This is a genomic window from Halorhodospira halophila, assembly GCF_016653405.1.
Lineage (GTDB): Bacteria > Pseudomonadota > Gammaproteobacteria > Nitrococcales > Halorhodospiraceae > Halorhodospira > Halorhodospira halophila_A.
Genome location: NZ_NHSN01000001.1, coordinates 48,887 through 69,164, shown reverse-complemented (window position 1 = coordinate 69,164; position 20,278 = coordinate 48,887). Strand labels below are relative to the sequence as shown.

Annotated in this window: 21 protein-coding genes; 4 read left to right on the top strand and 17 right to left on the bottom strand. The window is 67.4% G+C overall.

Annotated elements, in window-relative coordinates:
- Positions 1–287 precede the first annotated feature (287 nt).
- Together CCR79_RS00315 and CCR79_RS00310 are read left to right on the top strand one after the other, a co-directional pair.
- Complete coding sequence (locus tag CCR79_RS00315; protein ID WP_201167206.1) at positions 288–854, top strand: cytochrome b/b6 domain-containing protein; 567 nt, start codon at positions 288–290, stop codon at positions 852–854.
- Between the two features lie 193 nt (positions 855–1,047).
- Positions 1,048–2,199, top strand: a complete 1,152-nt coding sequence (locus tag CCR79_RS00310) for an aminotransferase class V-fold PLP-dependent enzyme (protein ID WP_238634811.1) — start codon at positions 1,048–1,050, stop codon at positions 2,197–2,199.
- Here the strand turns inward: CCR79_RS00310 and holB are convergent.
- The 12 genes from holB to CCR79_RS00250 form a co-directional block, all read right to left on the bottom strand.
- Positions 2,175–3,230 carry a DNA polymerase III subunit delta' gene (gene holB, locus CCR79_RS00305; protein ID WP_201167203.1) on the bottom strand — a complete coding sequence of 352 codons (1,056 nt, stop codon included), beginning with the start codon at positions 3,228–3,230 and terminating at the stop codon, positions 2,175–2,177. The genes CCR79_RS00310 and holB overlap by 25 nt on opposite strands.
- Positions 3,227–3,874: a dTMP kinase gene (gene tmk / locus CCR79_RS00300; protein WP_201167200.1), complete on the bottom strand. Its 648-nt coding sequence runs from the start codon at positions 3,872–3,874 to the stop codon at positions 3,227–3,229. Before tmk ends, holB begins: the two co-directional genes overlap by 4 nt.
- Positions 3,871–4,890, bottom strand: a complete 1,020-nt coding sequence (mltG, locus tag CCR79_RS00295; RefSeq protein ID WP_345941473.1) for an endolytic transglycosylase MltG — start codon at positions 4,888–4,890, stop codon at positions 3,871–3,873. The genes tmk and mltG overlap by 4 nt, the downstream gene beginning before the upstream one ends.
- Positions 4,887–5,753 (bottom strand): aminodeoxychorismate lyase, encoded by an 867-nt coding sequence (pabC, locus tag CCR79_RS00290; RefSeq protein WP_238634814.1) that lies wholly within the window; start codon positions 5,751–5,753, stop codon positions 4,887–4,889. Before pabC ends, mltG begins: the two co-directional genes overlap by 4 nt.
- A gap of 13 nt (positions 5,754–5,766) precedes the next feature.
- A complete protein-coding gene (gene fabF / locus CCR79_RS00285) occupies positions 5,767–7,011 on the bottom strand; it encodes a beta-ketoacyl-ACP synthase II (protein WP_201167198.1) in 1,245 nt (414 codons plus the stop codon).
- Positions 7,012–7,098: 87 nt separating this feature from the next.
- Positions 7,099–7,338, bottom strand: a complete 240-nt coding sequence (gene acpP / locus CCR79_RS00280; RefSeq protein ID WP_011814030.1) for an acyl carrier protein — start codon at positions 7,336–7,338, stop codon at positions 7,099–7,101.
- Between the two features lie 134 nt (positions 7,339–7,472).
- Positions 7,473–8,228, bottom strand: a complete 756-nt coding sequence (gene fabG, locus CCR79_RS00275) for a 3-oxoacyl-ACP reductase FabG (protein ID WP_201167196.1) — start codon at positions 8,226–8,228, stop codon at positions 7,473–7,475.
- 35 nt (positions 8,229–8,263) lie between these two features.
- Positions 8,264–9,217: an ACP S-malonyltransferase gene (fabD, locus tag CCR79_RS00270; RefSeq protein ID WP_201167194.1), complete on the bottom strand. Its 954-nt coding sequence runs from the start codon at positions 9,215–9,217 to the stop codon at positions 8,264–8,266.
- 33 nt (positions 9,218–9,250) lie between these two features.
- On the bottom strand, positions 9,251–10,222 hold the full coding sequence (locus CCR79_RS00265; protein WP_201167192.1) for a beta-ketoacyl-ACP synthase III: 972 nt from the start codon (positions 10,220–10,222) through the stop codon (positions 9,251–9,253).
- On the bottom strand, positions 10,219–11,250 hold the full coding sequence (plsX, locus tag CCR79_RS00260) for a phosphate acyltransferase PlsX (RefSeq protein WP_201167190.1): 1,032 nt from the start codon (positions 11,248–11,250) through the stop codon (positions 10,219–10,221). The genes CCR79_RS00265 and plsX overlap by 4 nt, the downstream gene beginning before the upstream one ends.
- A 58-nt stretch (positions 11,251–11,308) precedes the next feature.
- Positions 11,309–11,488 carry a 50S ribosomal protein L32 gene (gene rpmF / locus CCR79_RS00255; protein ID WP_201167188.1) on the bottom strand — a complete coding sequence of 60 codons (180 nt, stop codon included), beginning with the start codon at positions 11,486–11,488 and terminating at the stop codon, positions 11,309–11,311.
- A gap of 50 nt (positions 11,489–11,538) precedes the next feature.
- Positions 11,539–12,054, bottom strand: coding sequence for a YceD family protein (locus tag CCR79_RS00250; RefSeq protein WP_201167185.1), 516 nt, complete (start codon positions 12,052–12,054; stop codon positions 11,539–11,541).
- Positions 12,055–12,146: 92 nt separating this feature from the next.
- Here CCR79_RS00250 and CCR79_RS00245 point away from each other — a divergent pair, with 92 nt between their 5' ends.
- A complete protein-coding gene (locus tag CCR79_RS00245; RefSeq protein WP_201167181.1) occupies positions 12,147–12,728 on the top strand; it encodes a Maf family protein in 582 nt (193 codons plus the stop codon).
- A gap of 48 nt (positions 12,729–12,776) precedes the next feature.
- Here the strand turns inward: CCR79_RS00245 and CCR79_RS00240 are convergent, their stop codons facing one another.
- Both CCR79_RS00240 and CCR79_RS00235 read right to left on the bottom strand, forming a co-directional pair.
- Positions 12,777–13,727, bottom strand: a complete 951-nt coding sequence (locus CCR79_RS00240; RefSeq protein WP_201167178.1) for a S49 family peptidase — start codon at positions 13,725–13,727, stop codon at positions 12,777–12,779.
- Complete coding sequence (locus tag CCR79_RS00235; RefSeq protein ID WP_201167175.1) at positions 13,724–14,701, bottom strand: RluA family pseudouridine synthase; 978 nt, start codon at positions 14,699–14,701, stop codon at positions 13,724–13,726. Before CCR79_RS00235 ends, CCR79_RS00240 begins: the two co-directional genes overlap by 4 nt.
- Positions 14,702–15,110: 409 nt before the next feature.
- Here CCR79_RS00235 and rne point away from each other — a divergent pair, with 409 nt between their 5' ends.
- Positions 15,111–17,921 carry a ribonuclease E gene (rne, locus tag CCR79_RS00230; RefSeq protein ID WP_201167172.1) on the top strand — a complete coding sequence of 937 codons (2,811 nt, stop codon included), beginning with the start codon at positions 15,111–15,113 and terminating at the stop codon, positions 17,919–17,921.
- 67 nt (positions 17,922–17,988) lie between these two features.
- On the opposite strand, the gene CCR79_RS00225 is transcribed toward rne, so the two are convergent.
- The 3 genes from CCR79_RS00225 to lpxK are packed head-to-tail and all read right to left on the bottom strand — an operon-like array spanning position 17,989 to position 20,274.
- Positions 17,989–18,459: a low molecular weight protein-tyrosine-phosphatase gene (locus tag CCR79_RS00225; RefSeq protein ID WP_201167169.1), complete on the bottom strand. Its 471-nt coding sequence runs from the start codon at positions 18,457–18,459 to the stop codon at positions 17,989–17,991.
- Positions 18,460–18,517: 58 nt separating this feature from the next.
- A complete protein-coding gene (gene kdsB, locus CCR79_RS00220) occupies positions 18,518–19,294 on the bottom strand; it encodes a 3-deoxy-manno-octulosonate cytidylyltransferase (RefSeq protein ID WP_201167166.1) in 777 nt (258 codons plus the stop codon).
- Entirely contained in the window at positions 19,291–20,274 is a 984-nt protein-coding gene (lpxK, locus tag CCR79_RS00215) for a tetraacyldisaccharide 4'-kinase (RefSeq protein ID WP_201167165.1), read from the bottom strand. The genes kdsB and lpxK overlap by 4 nt, the downstream gene beginning before the upstream one ends.
- Positions 20,275–20,278 lie beyond the last annotated feature (4 nt).

Sequence of the window (20,278 nt, the reverse complement as noted above, 5' to 3'; positions counted from 1 at the left end):
CCTGTAGGGCAATGGAATATTTTTTCCATTAATGAGGGCTGAGTCAGGGATCACAGCATAGGCTATCGTTGTCCCACCTGGTGTGCACCTAGCTTGTTGACCCCGCGGGAAACCGTCTACGGGGACATTGTTGTACACAGGTTGTACTTTTATGCTTGGGCGCAGTGGCTGAAACAATTCGCCACACCCTGCCTCCCGGCTGCGGCGTTTGGGTCGGGAGACCTCTGTGAATGGCCGGCCAGGGCTAAAGGCCCGCAGGCCGGCGCATCCGAGCGATGGGAGGACTCATGGAGCAGCGCACCATCTATGTCTGGGACCCGGTGGTACGTGGCAGTCACTGGCTGATCACGCTCCTGTTTGCGGCCTCGTTCTTTACCGCTGTGATCGGCGAGATGCCCGCCCACCTGTGGGTCAGTTACTTGCTGACCGTGGTCGTGCTGGCGCGGATCGTCTGGGGATTCGTCGGGCCGCCACAGGCGCGTTTCTCGCACTTCGTGCCGGGGCCGCGTGCGTTGATGGCGCATCTGCGTGCGATGAGCACCGGAGAGGACCGTCGCTATTTGGGCCATCCGCCGCAGGGCGGTGTGATGGCAGTGATCCTGCTCTTGGGACTGGTGATCGCGTCCGTATCAGGCATGATGCTGCCAGCGCTGGATCGCGGCGCGGGTCCGCTTGGGTTCCTATACGGGGCGCAACTGCCTGGGGAGTTGATCTCGGATGTGCACATCGTGAGTTCTTATACACTGCTGGCCCTGGTCGGCATGCACATCCTCGGCGTAACGCTCTCCGGTCGGCGTGAGAAGCAGAACCTGACCGCTGGTATGGTCGATGGTTACAAGCGCCCGAGTAGCTGAGGCGAAGAGAGACGGAAACAAGCCGAAACAAGCCCATGGCAGCGTGGCGGGAGAGCCGCGCTGCTTGCGTCTAACATAATTTAACATAATATACCTTCCGCGGCTCTCCGGGTGACCCCGATCGCACGGGTGACTGAGCGGCCAGCCTGCCGACAGCCCGGCGACGGGCCGGTATACTCGCCCCCCGGATCCGATGGCAACGACAAAGGCAACGGCAATGGCCCACCCGGAGTTCCCGCTCGACCCGAACCTGGTCTATCTCAACCACGCCGGGGTCGGCACCTGGCCGCAGCGGACTCGGGATGCCGTCCACCGATTTGCCGACGAATGCCTCCATCGCGGAGCCGCGGACTATCCCAACTGGCTGGAGGCGGAAGACCGTCTACGGGCCCGGCTGGCACGACTGATGGGTGTCGCTGGTGCCGTGTCGGACATCGCCCTGGTGCCGAACACCTCGGCGGGCCTCTCCATGGTCGCCCACGGGGTGACCTGGCAGCCCGGCGACGAGGTGATCATCAACGACCAGGAATTCCCCTCCAATCGCTGGGTCTGGCAATCCCTGGCCCGACACTACGGCGTCCACGTCCGTCAGGTGCGACTGAGCGACGGCGCCACGCCGGAGGACGCCCTCATCGACGCCCTGACGCCACGCACCCGGCTGCTTCCGATCAGCAGTGTCCAGTACGGCACGGGACTGCGCATGGACCTGGAGCGGCTGAGTAACGCCTGTCGCGAGCGCGGCGTCCTGCTCTGCGTCGATGCGATCCAGACGCTGGGCGCCCTTCAGCTTGCCGTGGACGCCGATTTCATTGTCGCGGATGGACACAAGTGGATGCTCGGCCCGGAGGGGATCGGCGGGCTGTACGTCCATCCCCGGGTGCGCGATGAGCTGCGGATCTGGCAGATCGGCTGGCATATGGCCGAAGATCTGGGCGCCTTCGACCGACCCGACTGGGATCCCGCCGGCACCGGCCGGTGCTTGGAACCCGGTAGCCCGAACCTGCTTGGCAGCCACGCCCTCGAAGCGAGCCTGGCGGTGCTCGAGGATGTCGGCTTGAAGGAGGTCGAGCGGCGCGTCCTGACGAACGCCCGGGAGGCCATGGAAGGCGTCCGGCGCCACGGTTTCGAGCTGGTGACACCGACTGAAGCGGATCGCCACGCCGGTATTGTCACCTTCCGCGTCCCGGGCGCCGACCCGGAGCGCCTCCTGGCGGCTCTGCGCGCCCGCGATGTTGCCTGTGCCTCGCGTTGTGGCGGCATCCGTTTCTCGGCGCACTTCTACAACACGGCCGAGGACCTGGAGGAAGCCTGGCGGCGGCTTCAGGCCTGCCTGGCGGCCGAGTGACCCACGGGCCGCAGGGCTGCGGCCAGGTCGAGGAGGATCGCCTCCGCGGCCAGACGTCCATTCAGGGGTTGCTCCAGGCTGCGCCGGTGCTCGCCGATGCGCAGGAACGTCTGGTGCAGCGACTCCGGCGATGCCTGCCGAATCAGCTGTTGCGCCAGGGTTGAGGGCAGCAGCCCGCGATCCGGTGCGCCGTGGCGCTGACGCAGCAGATCCGCGAGGATCGCCGAAACCGCGTCGGCCAACGCCTCCGGCGCCCGTTCCCAGGTCTCTGCCTCTTTGACCGGATCGCCACCGGCACTCAACCGGTGAAGCTGCTGGAGCAATGCCTCGTACCCCTCAAGGCCCTGTTCGCGGAGGATGCGCTCGGCCGCCAGCGGCATGCCGCCGGCCAGCGCCAGTGCCTTGTCTGCCCGCTCAGCCCCGGCCGCGGCACGCTCGATTAGCCACTGCCGTGCCGTGCCCCAAGGCGGTGGCGACAACCCGCGCACCGTGCACCGGCTGCGTACGGTCGGTGGCAGCCGCCCCGGTCGCCCGGTAGCCAAGATGAGGAACACCCCTGCGGGCGGCTCCTCCAGTGTCTTGAGCAGGCTGTTGGCCGCTGCGCGGTTGAGCCGGTCGCACGGCACAATCACCGCGACCCGGCTGCCGCTGAGCTGCGCGCTCAGATGCAGGAAATCGACCAGCCCGCGGACGCTATCGACCACGATTTCGCCGCGCTCGCCACCGCGGCTGGGGCTGAGGGTGCGCAGATCGGGGTGGGCCCCGCCACCGGTCAGACGACAGCCACGGCATTCCCCGCAGGGCCGCTGTCCGCCCTCCTCCCCCCCCTGACAGAGCAGCGCCCGGGCCAGGACGCCGGCCAGCAGCCTCTTTCCGAGTCCGGTTCGCCCAGTCAGCAGCAGGGCGTGATGCAACCGACCCTGGTCGTGCAGGGCGAGCAGCCGGTCAAGTTCCGGGAGCAGCCAGGGCGGGAGCTGGCCCCGTCCCTGCCCCGGCGGCACCCAGTCCGGATGCTCGGGTGCTTCGCTCATGACGCACTCCGCGCCGGGAGCAGGTCGGCCAGTGCGGCGCGTGCCTGGCGGGCCACGTCGTCTTCCGGCCGGTTCGCGTCAATGCAACGGAAGCGCGTTGGTTCCGCTGCGGCACGACGGGCGTAAGCGGCGCGCGCCGCAAGGAAGAACGGGTCCTGCTCCTGCTCGAAACGATCCTCCCCGCTGCCCCGACTGGCGACCCGGGAGCGTCCGACCGACGGATCCACATCGAGCAGCAGCGTCCGGTCAGGCACGAAGCCCCCGTGGACCCACTGCTCCAGTACCGCGATCCGTTCATCACCGAGCCCGCGGCCGCCGCCCTGATAGGCGTAGGTGGCGTCGGTAAAGCGGTCGCTGACCACCCAGCGCCCCGTGGCCAGGGCTGGATGGATGACCTGCGCGAGGTGCTCGGCCCGCGCGGCGAAGACGGTCAACGCCTCGGCCTCTGCGCTGAGACCGCTGTACTGCGGGTCGAGGAGCGCGCCGCGCAGGGCCTCGCCGAAAGGCGTGCCCCCAGGCTCGCGGGTGAACAGCGGCCGCTCGATGCCGGCCTCTTCCAGCATCTGCTCGATGGCCCGCAGACAGGTGGTCTTGCCGGCCCCTTCCAGCCCTTCGACGGTGATGAAACGGCCTCGCTCCGTCACTCCTCCTCCAGGATGTAGCGTCGGACGGCCTCGTTGTGCTCGTCCAGCGTGTCCGAGAAATGGTGGCTGCCGTCGCCGCGGGAGACGAAATAGAGCGCACTGCCCGGCTTCGGGTCGACAGCCGCTTTCAGAGAGGCCCGCCCGGGAAGGGCGATCGGGGTCGGCGGCAGGCCGTGGCGCGTGTAGGTGTTGTAAGGCGTATCACGGCGCAGATCGGATCGGCGCAGCCGCCCGTCGTAGTCTTCGCCCAGGCCGTAGATCACGGTTGGATCCGTCTGCAGGCGCATGCCCTGCTCCAACCGCCGCGTGAACACCCCCGCCACCTTCCGCCGCTCGTCATCACGGCCGGTCTCGCGCTCGATGATCGAAGCGAGGGTGAGTACCTCGTAGGGATCTTCCAGGGGCAGTTCCGGCCGTCGCTCGGCCCACACGCGGGCCAGTTCCTGACGCATCTGCCCGAACGCCACGCGCAGCAGATCACGATCCGTGGTACCGCGCGGGAAATGGTAAGTAGTGGGGAAGAACATCCCCTCGGGGTGTCGCTCCCCGAGGCCGAGTTCCTCCATGATCTCATGATCGGGGATACCCTCCAGCGTCTGCTCTACAGCATCGTGTCGGCCCAGGGCCTCGCGCAGGCGTGCAAACGTCCAACCCTCGACCACGGTGAGCGGGTGGAGCTTGACCCGGCCGGCGCGCACCCGCGCCAGGAGCTGACGGACGGTCATGCCCTGCTCCACCGCGTACTCGCCCGCTTTGAGCTCAGCGGAGATACCGGTCAGGCGCCCGTAGATCCGCAGCCCGAATCGCGTCGCCCCGGAGATCCAGCCCCTCGCCTCCAGTTCCCGCCCCAGGGCGTGCAGCGAACTGCCCCGCGGAACCTCTAGGGTCTCGGGCGGATCACTAACGGCCATAGGGCGCTGGTCGAGCTCGTAGAACAGCCAGCCGCCGCCGACGATCGGCAGAAGCACAAGCACCGGGGCGAGGATCCACCAGCGCCGCCGGGATGCGCGCGTCACCAACGCCCTTCTCCGCCAACCTCGGGCGGGTCCACCAGCGGCGTGAGCCCGCGACTGCCGATCTGCTCGAGATAGCCGCGACTAACCTTCCCGACTGGGACCCAGGTCCCGGCCACCGAGCGGACCGGCCAGAGGCCGATCAGGCTGTTGGTCAGGAAAACCTCGTCCATCTCGGCGAATTCACCCGGATAGAAACCGCGTTTCTCCACCCGCAGGCCGAACGCCTCGGCCTGCTCCACGATCCAGCGGCGCATCACGCCGGCCACGCCCGAGTGGGTCAGCGGCGGCGTCAGCAACACCCGGTTCCGGACCGCGAAGACGTTGGTCGCGGTACCCTCCACGATGAGCCCGTCGGCATCGAGCATCAAGCCCTCGGCGATGGCCGCATCCCGCCACTCGGAACGGGCCATCACCTGCTCCAGGCGATTGAGGTGCTTGATACCGGCCAGCCGGGGCTGCGCACTGATGCGCGTCCGGCAGAGGCGGACATCGACCCCCTGCCAGCGTTCCGGCGGGATCGCCGGCGGATTGTGAAGCGTCAGGATGCGGGTGGGGATCGGCCGGGACGGGGGCAGGTAGCCGCGCCCTTCACTGCTGCCCCGGGTGTAGACCACCTTGAGCACCCCGCTCTCCACCTTTTCGGTAAGAAAGCGGGCCTCTTCTCGCAGGGTCGCCAATGGTGGCTCCGGGAGCCCCAGCTGCCGCGCCCCGTCCAGCAGCCGGTCCATATGGTAGTCCCATAGACACAGCCGCCCCCGATTCACCGCTATGGTTTCGAACAGACCGTCGCCATAGGCCAGGCCACGGTCCTCGGCATCCAGGGCCGTATCCGCTCTGCCGTTGACCAGTTGCTTACGGCTCAAGGGCCCCCACTTCTCAGCTCGCCTTGCGAAAGATCAGGGAAGCGTTCGTCCCGCCGAATCCGAAGGAGTTGCTGAGTACGGCCTGCAGCCGCTGTTGCCGCGCCTCGCCGGGTACCAGATCGAGACCGGCGCAATCGGCCTCCAGGTGATGGAGATTGCAGGTCGGCGGAATGATCCCGTCGCGCAGCGCCAACACGCTGAATACCGCCTCCAGCCCGCCGGCGGCGCCGAGCAGATGCCCGGTCACCGACTTGGTGGAACTCATGGCCACCTCGCCGGCCCGATCGCCAAACAGGCGCTTGACGGCCGCCGCCTCGGCCAGGTCGCCGATCTGGGTCGATGTACCGTGGGCGTTGATGTAATCGATATCCGCGGGTGCCATGGCGGCGTCTTCAAGGGCCCGCGCCATACAGCGCTGCGCCCCCTCGCCGCTCTCGGCAGGCTGCGTGATGTGATGGGCATCCGAGCTGGTGCCGAACCCGGCCAGCTCGGCCAGTATGGTCGCCCCGCGCGCTCGCGCATGGGCATAGGACTCCAGCACCAGGACCGCCGCGCCTTCGCTCAGGACGAAACCATCGCGATCGACATCCCAGGGGCGACTGGCCGTCGAGGGATCATCGTTGCGACTCGACAGCGCCCGCGCCGACGAGAACGCCGCCAGTCCCAGCGGGGTGATGCACTTCTCCGCACCGCCGGCGATCATGACGTCCGCGTCTCCGGCGGCAATCATGCGGGCGGAGACACCGAGGTTGTGGGTGCCCGCCGCGCAGGCGGTGACGGTTGAGAGATTGGGGCCGCGCAGTCCGTAGTGGATCGATAGGTTCCCGGCCGCCATATTGATCACGCTGCTCGGCACCAGGAAGGGAGAGACCTTGCGTGGCCCACCCTCCATCAGGGCCTGGTGGCCCGTCTCGATCCCCAGGATACCGCCGATGCCGGAGCCAACGGACAGCCCGATCCGGTCCGCGTTGTCCTCGCGGATCTCCAGGCCGCTCGACTCCAGGGCTTCGGCACAGGCGCCGAAGGCATAGTGGATGAACGGGTCCATCCGCCGTGCTTCTTTGCGCGGCAGATACTGGGACACATCGAAGCCCTCGATCGTCCCGCCGAACTGGACCGCGTAGGCGGACGTATCAAACTCGGTGATGGTCCGGATCCCGCTGCGGCCCTCGGTCACCGCGGACCAGGCTTCATCAGCGGAGTGACCGACCGGAGAGACCACCCCCAGCCCGGTTACGACAACGGCTCGATCATCCATACCCTTGTGCCCTTCGGGGCGCAGAATGTATCGGGGCCGGTCCACCGGACCGGCCCCGCTGCGCCTTCAGACTGTGGCCCGTGGGGGTTACCCCTCCAGGTGCTTCTTGATGTAGTCCACGGCCTGCTGGACCGTCGTGATCTTTTCGGCTTCCTCGTCGGGGATCTCGCACTCGAACTCCTCCTCGAGCGCCATCACGAGCTCGACGGTGTCCAGCGAGTCGGCGCCAAGGTCGTCCACGAACGAGGCCTCACCAGTGACCTCTTCCTCTTTGACCCCCAGTTGCTCGACGACGATTTTCTTGACGCGATCTTCGATGCTGCTCATTAAAAGGTCCTCCGAGGTTCTAATTGGCGCAGTCTTCCGGCTGCGGCGCGTATTGTAGGGGAACAGTTCGCTGAGTACCAGAACGCCCCAGCTGAATCCTGAACCATTTACAAGATACTGTTTAACAACGAGTTTTAAGCCATGTGCATGCCGCCGTTGACGTGCAGTGTCTCGCCCGTGATGTAACCGGCGGACGGCGAGGCCAGGAAAGTCACCGCCGCGGCGATATCCTCCGGGCTGCCAAGCCGCTCCAGGGGCACATTGCCAATCAGCGCCGCCCGCTGCTCCTCGCTCATGGCGGCCGTCATATCCGTCTCAATGAATCCGGGCGCTACCGTGTTCACCGTGATGTTGCGCGCACCGAGCTCCCGGGCCATCGACTTGGTCAGGCCCATGATGCCGGCCTTCGCCGCAGAGTAATTGGCCTGACCGGCGTTGCCCATGGCCCCGACGACCGAACCGATGTTGATGATGCGCCCGCCGCGCGCCTTCATCATGCCGCGCAGGCACGCCTTGCTCATGCGGTAGACGGAGCTGAGGTTCGTGTCGATGATCTGATCCCACTCATCATCCTTCATCCGCATGAGCAGGTTGTCGCGGGTGATGCCGGCGTTATTCACCAGGATGGTTGGCGCCCCGAAGTCACGGCCAATGGCGCCCAGCACCTCGGCAATCTGCTCCGAGTCGGTGACATCCAGTGCCATCCCGGTGCCCATAAGCCCGGCCTCCGACAGGCGCTGCCGAATTCCCTCGGCGCCCTGCTCGCTGGTGGCGGTCCCGATGACCGTCGCGCCGGCGCGGCCGAGGGACTCCAGAACGGCTTGGCCGATGCCCCGGCTCGCCCCGGTTACCAGGGCGATATGCCCCTGCAGGTCGTCTTTGCCGTGCACGCTGCCTCCTTCAAACAAAAGCTGTCCGGATGGGGTTAGCTGGTCGCCGGGAAACGGCGCAGCATGTCGTCCAGAGTGTCCGGCTCGCTGAGCGATCCGCCCTGAAGGCTGCGCTCAATCCGGCGAGTCAGTCCGGTCAGAACCTTGCCCGGGCCGCACTCCGCCAGGACCTGAACGCCTTCGCCGCTCATCTTCTGGACCGTCTCCGTCCACCGCACCGGGTTCGCCAGCTGCTCGACCAGCCGGCGGCGGATCGACGCAGCGTCCCGGCTGACCGAGACATCGACGTTGTGGATGACCGGACGGCGCGGCTCCTCGATCGCTACTTCCTCGAGGCGCTGGGCCAGACGCTCGGCGGCTGGCTGCATGAGGCTGCAGTGGGACGGCGCGCTGACTGGCAGCGGCAGAACTCGCTTGGCGCCGGCCTCCTTCGCGGCGGAACCGGCCCGTTCCACTGCCTCCTGGTTGCCGGCGATGACCACCTGTCCCGGCGCGTTGAAGTTGACGGGCTGCACGACGGCCCCCTGGGCGGCGCCGGCGCAGATCTCCCGGATCTTGTCGTCCTCAAGCCCGATGACCGCCGCCATGGCGCCCTCGCCGGCCGGCACGGCCTCCTGCATGTAGCGACCGCGCTCGGCCACCAGCGCGGCCGCATCGGCGAGCTGCAGCGACTCGGCAGCCACCAGCGCGCTGTACTCCCCCAGGCTGTGTCCGGCCAGCACCGCCGGCTCCGCACCGCCTCGTTCCTGCCAGACGCGCCACAGCGCCACGCTGGCGACCAGGATGGCGGGCTGCGTACGATCGGTCCGATCGAGTTCCTCAGCTGGCCCGTTCGCGATCAGTTCCCAGAGATCGTAACCCAGCGGCTCGGAGGCTTCGCCGAAGGTCTCGCGGACCGTTTCGTCTTCCTGCCAGGCCGCCATCATCCCGACCGCCTGGGAGCCCTGGCCGGGAAAGACCATTGCAAATTCCGGGGTGTGATTGCTCATCTCAGCTCCTGCACGGAATCCATCTCGGGAGGGCTAGTACCGGACCAGCGCCGACCCCCAGGTAAACCCGCCACCGAAGGCTTCCAGCAGCAGGGTCTCCCCGCGCTGGATGCGACCGTCACGCACCGCGGTATCCAAGGCGATGGGGATCGACGCAGCCGACGTGTTGCCGTGCTCGCCCACCGTCACCACCACGCGCTCCATGGGCAGATCGAGCTTCTTCGCGGTGGCCTGGATGATGCGGATATTCGCCTGATGCGGGACGAGCCAGTCGACCTCGCCCTTGTCGACCCCGGCCGAGTCCAGGGTCTCTTCGACAATCCGCGTAAGGGTGTTCACGGCCACCTTGAACACCTCGTTGCCCCGCATGTGGATGTAGCCGCTTTCGGCCCCGAGGGCGGCGTAGCCCCGCCCCGGCCCCCACGGGACATACAGCAGCGGCTCATAGCGACCGTCACAGTGCAGGTGGGTGGAGAGCACACCGGGTTCGTCCGAGGCCTCAAGCACCACAGCTCCACCGCCATCCCCGAAGAGCACGCAGGTCCCGCGATCCTCCCAGTTGAGGATGCGGGTCATCGCCTCGGCACCGATCACCAGGGCACGGCGCGCATCACCGCAACGCACGAAACGCTCGGCGATACCCAGAGCGTAGATAAACCCTGAGCAGGCCGCCGAGATGTCGAAGGCCGCCGCACCGGGACGCACCCCAAGGGCGCGCTGCAGGGACGAGGCCGTACTTGGAAAGATCCGGTCAGGCGTGCAGGTGGCGACGATGACCAGATCGATCTCATCGCCGCTGACTCCGGCCGCTTCCAGCGCCCGCTGCGCCGCGATCCGACCGAGATCGCCGCAGACCTCCTCATCGGCGATCACCCGCCGCTCGCCGATCCCCGTGCGCTCGCGGATCCACTGATCCGAGGTCTCGACATGCTGCTCGAGATCCTTGTTTGTGATCACACGTTCGGGGAGGTAGCTCCCGGTGCCGATTATCCTTGCGTTGCTCACGCCCCTTCTCTCGCCCCCAGCAGCCGCTCGATGCGCGCATTGATCAGGTCCGGGACCCCCTGTTCGGCCTCCCGGACAGCGGTGTCGATGGCCCGACCAAAGGCAAAGCTGTCCGCCGAACCGTGACTCTTGAGGGCAACCCCCCGCAGGCCGAGCAGGCTCGCGCCGTTATACTGACGGGGATCGATACGCCCGCGCAGCGAACGCAGCACCGGCAGCGCGATCAACCCGGCGATCCGCGAGAGAAGGTTGCGGCGGAACTCCCTGCGCATGTACTCGGAGATCAGTGACGCCACGCCTTCACTGGACTTTAGGGCCACGTTGCCGACGAATCCGTCGCAAACGACCACGTCGGCCTCGCCCTTGAAGATGCCGTCGCCCTCGATGTAACCGGTGTAGTGGATCTCCCGGGACTCCAGCAGCAGCTCCGCGGCGTGCTTGACCGACTCGTTGCCCTTGATCTCCTCTTCCCCGATGTTCAGCAGCCCCACACGCGGACGCTCCACCCCGTGGACAGCCTCCGCGGCCACCGCCCCCATGACAGCAAACTGAAAGAGGTGGTCGCCGGTGCAGTCGACGTTGGCACCGAGATCCAGCATGTGTGTGGCACCGTCAAGCGTGGGGAGGGTGCTCATGATCGCCGGCCGGTCGATGCCCGGCAGGGTCTTCAACAAGTAGCGGGCGGTCGCCATGAGCGCACCGGTGTTCCCGGCGCTTACACAGCCATCGGCCTCCCCGGCCTTGACCATCTCCAGGGTGACACGCATGGACGAATCCTTCTTGGAGCGCAGCGCCTGGGAAGGCGGCTCGTCCATGGCCACGACCTGCGTGCAGTGGCGCACGCTCACGCGCTCGGCATCGCCGTACCTCTCCGCCCGGAGGTGCTCGCGCAGGGTCTCTTCCTGCCCCACGAGCACCACGTGGAGATGGGGGTGGCGTTCCAGCGCCCGCAAAGCAGCGGGGACCACGACACTGGGTCCCTGATCCCCGCCCATAGCGTCCAGCGAAAGGGTTATATGGCCCGTCATGCCTTCACCCGCTCGACGACTGGGCAATACCCCGCGATGACGACCACGGCGGAGCGGCTCAGTCGTCCTGCCCGCGGGTCACCTTGCGGCCCCGGTAGTAGCCGTCGGCGCTGATGTGGTGACGGCGATGAGTCTCGCCGGTGCTCTGCTCCGTGGCGAGCGTCGGCTTGCTCAGGCTGTCGTGGGAGCGACGCATACCACGCTTGGAGGGCGTCTTGCGATTCTGTTGTACGGCCATTGTCTAATCACTCCGATCGGTTCAGAAATTCGTTTTTGGCGGGGCCCTGGTTAGTCATCTGCCTCGTGGCGGCGGACCTTGCCCTGCAGGCTGGCAAACGGGCTGAGGGCTTCCCGCGCGATACCGGCCTCGTGTTCGGGGGGCGTGCAATCCGCCCCTGTATGCCGCGCCACCACCGGCAGCGCCAGCAGGATCTCTTCCTCGACGACCTGCAGGGGCCGAACCGCCGAGCCGCAGACATAGGGCTCCAGCTCGTCGGGCAGGGCCTCGCCCTCCTCCTCGGTCGCCACGATGACCACCCGGAAGGCGACGACCACCGGGTGATAATAAACCCCGAGGCAGCGCTGGCACGTCAGCGGCACGTCCGCCTCGATGCGCCCCGCCAGTTCCCGCCGGCCCGCGTCATCCAGGCTGCCTTCCAGGCGAGCCCACGCCTGCCCTTCCTGGATCGCCAGCAATGGCGCCAGGCGCGGCATGGTCGGCAGCGCCAGAGTGCCCTGGTGGACACGAGGCGGCGTGCCAAAATCGTCTGGAGCCAGCCCATCCGGCAACATAAGGGTCTGCATACTAGCCCCGCCACCGGATACTGTAAAGTGCTGGCACTGCGCCGTTTACGGCGCTAGGGTGCACGGCGTTCCAAGCCAATGGGTCTTAATCCATGTCTGAAGCAGGATCGCTGATTCTGGCCTCCGCATCGCCTTATCGTCGGGCGCTACTCGAACGTCTGGGCATCCCGTTTGAGATCGATGCCGCTTCTATTGACGAGACCATCGCCAGCGGCGAATCCCCGGAAGGCGCCGTGGCGCGCCTAGCGCGGGAGAAGGCCCGGGCGGTGGCCGAGCGTCGCCCCGGAGCCGTGGTGATCGGCAGCGACCAGGTGGCGGCACTCGGCAGCGAGATCCTCGGCAAGCCCGGAAGCGAAGAGCGTGCCCGAGAGCAACTGAGCCGCTACTCCGGCCAATGCGTGCGCTTTCTCACCGCAGTCTGCGTATGCCAGGACAGCGCCGAGGAACACCTGCTGGAAACCGTACAGGTCCGGTTCCGGAGCCTCGACGCAGAGACCATCGAGCGTTACGTCCGAGCCGACCATCCCCTCGACTGTGCCGGGGCAATTCGCTCGGAGGGCCTTGGTGCCGCTCTGCTGGAGTCCGTGGAGAGCAACGACCCCTCGGCGCTCATCGGCCTGCCGCTGATCGGCGTCGCCCGGCTTCTGCGCGACAAGGGCTACCGTTTGCCCTGATCCCCCTGCGGCTGCGGACCGGCCCGGTGGCCGGCCCGCAGCGCGACATCAGCGGGGCTGATACTCGAGACTCTGCAACGACTGGTAGACCCCCTGCCCCACGGCGGTGCCGAAACGCTCGGCGAGTTGGGAGAGGAAGTCCCGACGGGCTGTGTAGTCGACGAGCTCCTCCTCGCCGATCACGTCCCGGGCAACGCTGCGCACACTGCCGATCTCGTCGGCAAGCCCCTTGTCGAGACTCTGCCGCCCGGTCCAGATCAGCCCCGAGAACAGGCGCTCCTCGTCGGCTCCAGCTGCGTCGATCTGCTCCCCGCGCCCGTCACGGACCGCGGCGATGAACTGGCCATGGATATCGTCGAGCATAGTGCGGACGTGCTCGACATGGTCCTCGTTCTCCGGCGCGAAGGGATCGAGGAAGGCCTTGTCCTCTCCGGCCGTATAGATTCGCCGCTCGATGCCGAGTTTCTCCAGCGCCTCGCCAATACCGAAGCTGCCCATGATCACCCCGATCGAGCCCACGACACTCGACTCGTTGACGTGGATCCGGTCGGCGGCGGCAGCGACATAGTATGCGCCGGAGGTGCCGACGTCCTCGATGACCGCATGGACCGGGATGTCTTCATGCTCGTCGCGCAGACGCCGGATCTCCTGGTAGATCTGCCGGGCGTGCACGGCGCTCCCGCCGGGGCTGTTGATGCGCAGCACCACCCCGGCGACATCGTCCGCCTCGAAGGCGCGCTCCAAGCCGCGGATCACCTGCTCGGCGCTGGCCGCAGAATCCGACATGATCGGACCATCGATCCGCACCTCAGCCGTGTGCGGGCCAACCTCCTCTTCGGCAGCGAAATCAAGGCGCCCGAGGGAGATCGCCACCAAGACAACCACCGCCAGAACGGCACCGCGGGTAATCAGGCGCCAGCGCCGTGCCCGCCGCTGCTCGCGGATATTCTCCTTCAGCAGCTCCAGTAGCGCTTCGCGCTCGGATGTCTCTTCGCTCATGCTGACTCCTCGTCTTGGGATTGCGACAGGCGCTCAAGCACCGCCTGCAACTCATCGCCCAGCGGTGCCTCGATACATAGGGGCTCCCCACTGTCCGGATGCTGGAATCGCAGCGATGAAGCATGCAAAAACAACCGGCGCAGGCTGCACTCACGCAGCGCGGCATTCGCCGCACGATCGCCGTAGCGCTCATCGCCGGCGACCGGGTGGCCGATATGGCGGGCGTGGACCCGGATCTGGTGAGTGCGTCCGGTCTCCAGCCGCGCAGTGACCAGAGTCGCCCGCACCCACCGCTGTACCGGGCGGAATTCGGTCACCGCCGCCCGCCCCTGCTTGCTGACGCGCACCTGGCGATCCCGCGGTGCGCCGGGCAGGCGCTCCAGAGGCGCGTCCACCCGCACCGGCATCGCCCCACGCACCCGCCCGGCCAGAAGCGCGGCGTAATGCTTTTCCACCTTGCCCTGGCGAAGCTGCTCGTGGAGCCGACGCAGGGTGGAGCGCCGCTTGGCCAACATCAGGCAACCGCTGGTCTCTTGGTCCAACCGGTGAACCAGCTCAACGAAGGGAAGGTCTGGCCGAATACCCCGGATCGCCTCGACCAACCCGACACGCACGGTAGAACCGCCATGCACAGCAAGCCCCGACGGCTTGTCCAGGATTAGCAGCCGTTCATCCTCGTAGAGGACCCCATCGCGCAGTCGCGCCTCTAGGCCGTCGGGCAGCCCGCCGGAAGCGACCTCAGCGGGCTGACGCTGCCCCGAAACCGGCGGTATGCGCACCACCTCCCCGGTGCTCAGGCGGCGCGTGGGCCGCGCCCGCCCCCCGTCGACCCGGACCTCCCCCTTGCGCAGCAGGCGATAGATCCGGCTGCGCGGAACGCCCTTGAGCTGGCGCAGGAGGAAGTTGTCGATTCGTTGCCCGGCCTCTTCGGCCAGTACCTGATGGTGTCGAACCTTGGGATCAGAGGCACTCATTCGGAAATTTTAGCAAAAGAAGAAATTTGAAGGGTGACGCAAGTCACTGATACAATTAGCCGCACGTGGCGACCGGTTAAGCCGGGATCCGCGACGACGGGTTTCATGCAGTGTCGCACCTCGTGCGGCACTGATTGCAGCACCAGAACGAGACAACGGGCCCGCGCCCGGACGCGGCGCGGGCCACTTGACCACGACCAACAAGCCCTGCGCCCCTTCAACAGGAGTCGAGCGCGGATGACACGGACGGATCTGTCGCACTGGATGGTCTGGCTCGCCGCCTGGTCGGCGCCACCAATGTCGCCCGAGCGGCCCTTGGTGGCGTGGCCAGATACGACGCCGACGTACCGGTCCGTCCTGTCCGGCGGCCTGGAAGCGATGGCGGCAGGGCTGCGGAGATTGCGCACCCATGAAAAGAATGCTGATCAACGCAACTCAGCCGGAAGAGTTGCGCGTTGCGCTGGTGGACGGCCAGATCCTCTACGATCTCGACATCGAGGCGCCCTCCCGCGAGCAGAAAAAGGCGAACATCTACAAGGGGATCATCACCCGGGTTGAGCCGAGCCTGGAGGCCGCGTTCGTCCAGTACGGTGCGGAGCGCCACGGCTTTCTGCCCTTCAAGGAAATCGCGCCCGCCTACTTCACCTCGGCGGATGGTCAGCGGAACACGCCGAAAGACGGCCTGCGCGAAAACCAGGAAGTCCTCGTCCAGGTCGATAAGGAGGAGCGTGGCAACAAGGGCGCCGCGCTGACCACTTATATCAGCCTGGCCGGGCGCTACCTGGTGCTCATGCCGAACAACCCCCGGGCCGGCGGCGTGTCCCGCCGGATCGAAGGCTCCGATCGCGCCGAGATTCGTGAAAGCCTGCGCCAGCTCGATGTCCCGGAGGGCATGGGCTTGATCGTGCGTACAGCGGGCGTGGGGCGCAGCACCGAAGAGCTCCAGTGGGACCTGGATTACCTGCTCAAGCTCTGGGACGCCATCCAGAACGCCACCGCCGAGCGCGCCGCTCCGTTTCTGGTCTACCAGGAGAGCGACGTCATCATCCGCGCCCTGCGCGACTATCTCCGCTCGGACATCGGCGAAATCCTGGTTGATGACGACGAGGTCTTCGCCAAGGCGCGCGACTTCATCGAGCAGGTCATGCCGTACAACCGGCAGAAGCTCAAGCAATACACCGACCCGGTGCCCCTCTTCTCGCGCTACCAGATCGAGAGCCAGATCGAGTCGGCGTTCCAGCGGGACGTGCGCCTCCCTTCCGGCGGTGCGATCGCCATCGACCATACCGAGGCGCTGATCTCCATCGACATCAACTCCTCGCGCGCCACCAAGGGTGCTGACATCGAGGAGACGGCGCTTAACACAAACCTCGAGGCCGCCGACGAGATCGCCCGGCAACTGCGCCTGCGCGACCTCGGTGGCCTGATCGTGATCGACTTCATCGACATGGGTCCGCCGCGCCACCAGCGGGAGGTGGAGAATCGGCTGCGTGAGGCGGTCAAGGCGGATCGGGCCCGGGTGCAGATCGGGCGAATCTCCCGGTTCGGCCTTCTGGAGATGTCCCGGCAGCGCCTGCGCTCCTCGCTTGGTGAGGCCCACCAAGAGGTCTGCGGTCGGTGCGGCGGCCAGGGCACGGTGCGCAGCGTCGAGTCCCTGGCGTTGTCGATTTTGCGCATCATCGAGGAAGAGGCGATGAAGGAGAAGACCGGGCGCGTGCTCGCCCAGCTCCCGATCGAGGTCGCCACCTTCCTGCTCAACGAAAAGCGGGCCCAGATCGCCGAGCTCGAACACCGCTACGGCGTGCACGTCCTGCTGATCCCGAACCGCAACCTGGAGACCCCGCATTACGACGTCCAGCGCGTGCGTACCGACGAGGGGCTCGAGCAGAGCGGCTCCAGCTACAACCTGGCGACACCCGCGCCGGAGCCGACCGTCATCGAAGCGGGCCTGCCGGCCAGCCGGCCACCGGCACCCGCCGTGCAGGGTGTAACCCCCAGCGCGCCGGCGCCCGCGCCGGAATCGCAACAAACATCGGACGCTGCAGCCGGGGATGGCCACCAGGAGGAGGATGCCCCGCTGAGTTCGATCTTCCGCCGTCTCCGCGGCCTGCTGTTCCAGAGCGCGCCCGGCGACGAGCGCACCGAAGAGGGGGATTCCGGACGCGAGAAGAAGCCACGGTCCCGGAGCGAGCGGAGCTCCAGTGATGGCAACGGCTCCAGCACCGGCCAGAACAGACGGGGAACCCGGCGCGGTGGCCGCTCCCGCGGCGGCGGCCGGAGTCGACGCAGCCCCGGCGGTGGTGCCAGCGAGGGCGGCAACGGTCAGCAGCAAAACGAGCAGGAGAGCCCGTCGAAGGGCGCGTCGAGCGAAGCGCCCCGCGCCCCGGATGAGACCAAGGGGCACGGTGGCAACGGCGGCAAAGGGCGTTCCACGGGCGGCAAGCGCAAGAATGCCGGTGGCAACGGCAAGGCTGAGGCCACCGCCGAGCCCCCGGAGGACGATGCCCAGACCACGGACGCTGACAGCGGCAGCACCCGGCAGGACACCCCCTCGGCGGCAGCGGGTCAGGACGACACCTCCCGCAACGCCGAAGCCCGCTCCGCCCGCAGCGGTCGCAGCCGCCGCGGGCGCCGCGGGGGTCGCCGGCGCCGTCGCTCCAGCAACGGCAACGAGCACGCCGACGGATCCACCACCGCCTCAGGCGCGGAGGAGAACGGCGACACGGGGCCGGAATCCCCGGCACCTGACCCGGCGGCTGCCGCATCGCCCGCCACTTCCACGCCGGCGGGCGCGGATGCGGAGAAGACGCCGGACAAACCTGCAAACGCGCCGGACCGGGCGGATACACAGCCCCCGAGCGCGGGCGGGCAGCAAGATGCCCCGCGGCCAGACAAGGGGAACCGGAAACCGGGGGACAACGGAAAGGCGCGCGCGGAACAGAAGCCCGCCACCCACGCGGAGGCGAAAGCGGAGAAGACCGCCCCTACCCCGAGCGCGGAGACCGGGGATGTACAGCCCTCACAGCCGTCTGCTGGCCCCGCGCCCCGGGGAAGCGCCGACGATGCGGCCCAGGGCAACGGCGGGCGCAAACAGGTCCGCTCGGGGCGTCCGCGCCGACCGAAGCAGGCTTCTACATCCGGAACCGAGGCATCATCACCAACCAGCGATGATCGCACCTCGACCCACGCGGAAGGTGAAGGGGCGGAAAAGGCCGAGTAACCGCCGCCCTATCCGCCCAATAACGGTTGACTGCGGGCGGCGTCACGCCGCCCGCAGTCTTTCGTGACTAGCCCTGGTTCCGGCGTACCTCGTCGATCAGCCCATCGGCGGCATCCTGGATCAAGTCGAGCACGTGCTCGAAACCGCGCTCACCGCCGTAGTACGGGTCGGGCACCTCCCGCTCACTGCGGGTGCGGGCGTAATCGAGAAAGAGTCCGAGCTTGTGCTTGTGCTTCGGCGGGCAATCGGCTTGGAGGATGCCGAGGTTGGCCTCGTCCATAGCCAGGATCAGATCGTGCTCCTGGAAGTCGTAGCGCTCCACCTGGCGGGCACGCAGGTCACTGATGTCGACCCCGCGCCGCCGCGCGGCCTCTTGGGCGCGCTGGTCCGGCCCTTTGCCGACGTGGAAGTCATGGGTGCCCGCGGAGTCGAGGTCCACGTGGTGGTCAAGTCCCTCCTCGCGCAGGCGCTGGCGCAGCACCCCCTCCGCTGTCGGCGAACGGCAGATATTGCCCATACAAACTAGAAGTATCTTCATTTTGCTTTCCTGATCAGTCGGTTCCACGAAACCTGCACCCTACAGAGACCGCACCTTTTTACGGTTGAGGTGACTGCAGTCGTCGAGCCACTGCCTCCAAGTCGGCCGGCGTATCGACGCCGGGACCCGGACGCTGTTCGGTGACGGCAACCTGGATCGCAAAACCGTGCCACAGTGCCCGGAGCTGTTCCAGCGACTCAAGCTGCTCCGGCGGCGCCGGTTCCAGCCCCGGGAAGCGGCGCAGGAAGGCGACGCGGTAAGCATACAGCCCCAAGTGCCTGAGCCACCCGCCGGCCGCCACCGTCGTGTCATCGATCGCGCCGAAGCGCTCCCGGTCCCAGGGGATCGGCGCCCGGCTGAAATACAGGGCGTGGCCACGCCGGTCCCGCACCACCTTGACCACCGAGGGCTCGAAAAGCTCACCGGCCTCCGAGATCGGGGTTGCCAGCGTGGCGATGGCGGCTCCGGGATCGGCCCCGAGTCGTTCGGCCACCAAAGTGACCAACCCCGGCGGCATCAGCGGCTCATCGCCTTGCAGATTGACCACGATGGCGTCATCGACTAGCGCCAACCGATCGACCACCTCGGCAATGCGGTCCGTGCCGGTCGGGTGATCCGGGGCGGTTAATAAAACCTCCGCCCCGAAGTCGAGGCAAGCCGATTCAATGCGCCGGTCGTCGGTAGCCACCACAACGCGCTCCGCGCCACTCTCGACCGCCCGCCGGTGTACATGCCGGATCACCGGCTCGCCGAGCAGATTGGCCAGCGGCTTACCGGGCAGCCGGGAAGCACCGAAGCGAGCCGGTATGACGACGGTGAACGCTGGGGGGGTCATGGCCGCTCCTCCCGGGTACCGAGCCGGTCGATCAGCCCGGTCACCGCTGCGGATAGCTTCGCTCCGGGAACCAGCTCCACGGGCAGGTACCAGAGGCGGTCTACCCCGGGCAGGTTTCGACACTTCACGGCATCCTTCTCGGTCATCACGACAGGCCGCTCATCGACAAAGGCAAAGTCCCCCGGTGAAAAGGCGTGGTGGTCTGGGAATACGTGACGTTCCGCCACGCGGATCCCCGCCTCCTCCAGGGAAGCAAAGAACCGCTCGGGATGGCCGATACCGGCCACGGCGTGGGCCATGCCATCCGGCCAGGGCCGCTCGCTGCCATCCACGGCAAGGGGGGAGCCCGGACGCAGACGAAACACGCTATCGCCCTCGGGGACCGCGTCGCCGTTCACCGCAACGATATCCACTGTGGCCAGCCGACCGGCCGGTTCCCGCAACGGCCCGGCCGGCAGCAGTCGCCGGTTGCCCAGCCTGCGCCGCGCATCCAGAACCACGATTTCGGCGGCTCGCCGCATCCGGTAGTGCTGTAGCCCGTCGTCACTGACCACCACATCGCAGCCCGCCTGCCAGGCCGCGCGTACCGCGGCCGGGCGATCAGCACCGACCCGTACCGGCACCCCGCAACGCCGCGCAAGCAACACCGGCTCGTCACCCACCTGCCCAGGGTCCGACTCCGCAGTCACGGTCACCGGCCCCTTCCCGGCCCGACCGCCGTAACCGCGCGCTACAATCCCCGGCTGCCAACCCTGCTCCCGCAACCGGGCGACCAGCCACGCCACCAGCGGGGTCTTGCCCGTGCCACCGACAAAGAGGTTGCCGACCACGATCACCGGCACGGGGGATACCGGACGGCCAAGCCAGCCGCGCTGGTAGAGTCCCCGACGCAACGCCACCACACCCCCGTAGAACGCGGCGAGCGGCGCTAGAGCGCGCGCTGCCGGACCGCCTTCCAGCCAGAAGCGCGGGACGGACATCAGC

Coding starts and splice junctions, on each gene's coding strand:
- CCR79_RS00225 (WP_201167169.1), bottom strand. CDS start 18,459: ATGAAGATACTTCTAGTTTGTATGGGCAATATCTGCCGTTCGCCGACA.
- kdsB (WP_201167166.1), bottom strand. CDS start 19,294: ATGACCCCCCCAGCGTTCACCGTCGTCATACCGGCTCGCTTCGGTGCT.
- lpxK (WP_201167165.1), bottom strand. CDS start 20,274: ATGTCCGTCCCGCGCTTCTGGCTGGAAGGCGGTCCGGCAGCGCGCGCT.
- plsX (WP_201167190.1), bottom strand. CDS start 11,250: ATGACGGGCCATATAACCCTTTCGCTGGACGCTATGGGCGGGGATCAG.
- acpP (WP_011814030.1), bottom strand. CDS start 7,338: ATGAGCAGCATCGAAGATCGCGTCAAGAAAATCGTCGTCGAGCAACTG.
- rne (WP_201167172.1), top strand. CDS start 15,111: ATGAAAAGAATGCTGATCAACGCAACTCAGCCGGAAGAGTTGCGCGTT.
- rpmF (WP_201167188.1), bottom strand. CDS start 11,488: ATGGCCGTACAACAGAATCGCAAGACGCCCTCCAAGCGTGGTATGCGT.
- CCR79_RS00245 (WP_201167181.1), top strand. CDS start 12,147: ATGTCTGAAGCAGGATCGCTGATTCTGGCCTCCGCATCGCCTTATCGT.
- CCR79_RS00315 (WP_201167206.1), top strand. CDS start 288: ATGGAGCAGCGCACCATCTATGTCTGGGACCCGGTGGTACGTGGCAGT.
- CCR79_RS00240 (WP_201167178.1), bottom strand. CDS start 13,727: ATGAGCGAAGAGACATCCGAGCGCGAAGCGCTACTGGAGCTGCTGAAG.
- holB (WP_201167203.1), bottom strand. CDS start 3,230: ATGAGCGAAGCACCCGAGCATCCGGACTGGGTGCCGCCGGGGCAGGGA.
- CCR79_RS00310 (WP_238634811.1), top strand. CDS start 1,048: ATGGCAACGACAAAGGCAACGGCAATGGCCCACCCGGAGTTCCCGCTC.
- fabF (WP_201167198.1), bottom strand. CDS start 7,011: ATGGATGATCGAGCCGTTGTCGTAACCGGGCTGGGGGTGGTCTCTCCG.
- fabD (WP_201167194.1), bottom strand. CDS start 9,217: ATGAGCAATCACACCCCGGAATTTGCAATGGTCTTTCCCGGCCAGGGC.
- CCR79_RS00235 (WP_201167175.1), bottom strand. CDS start 14,701: ATGAGTGCCTCTGATCCCAAGGTTCGACACCATCAGGTACTGGCCGAA.
- CCR79_RS00250 (WP_201167185.1), bottom strand. CDS start 12,054: ATGCAGACCCTTATGTTGCCGGATGGGCTGGCTCCAGACGATTTTGGC.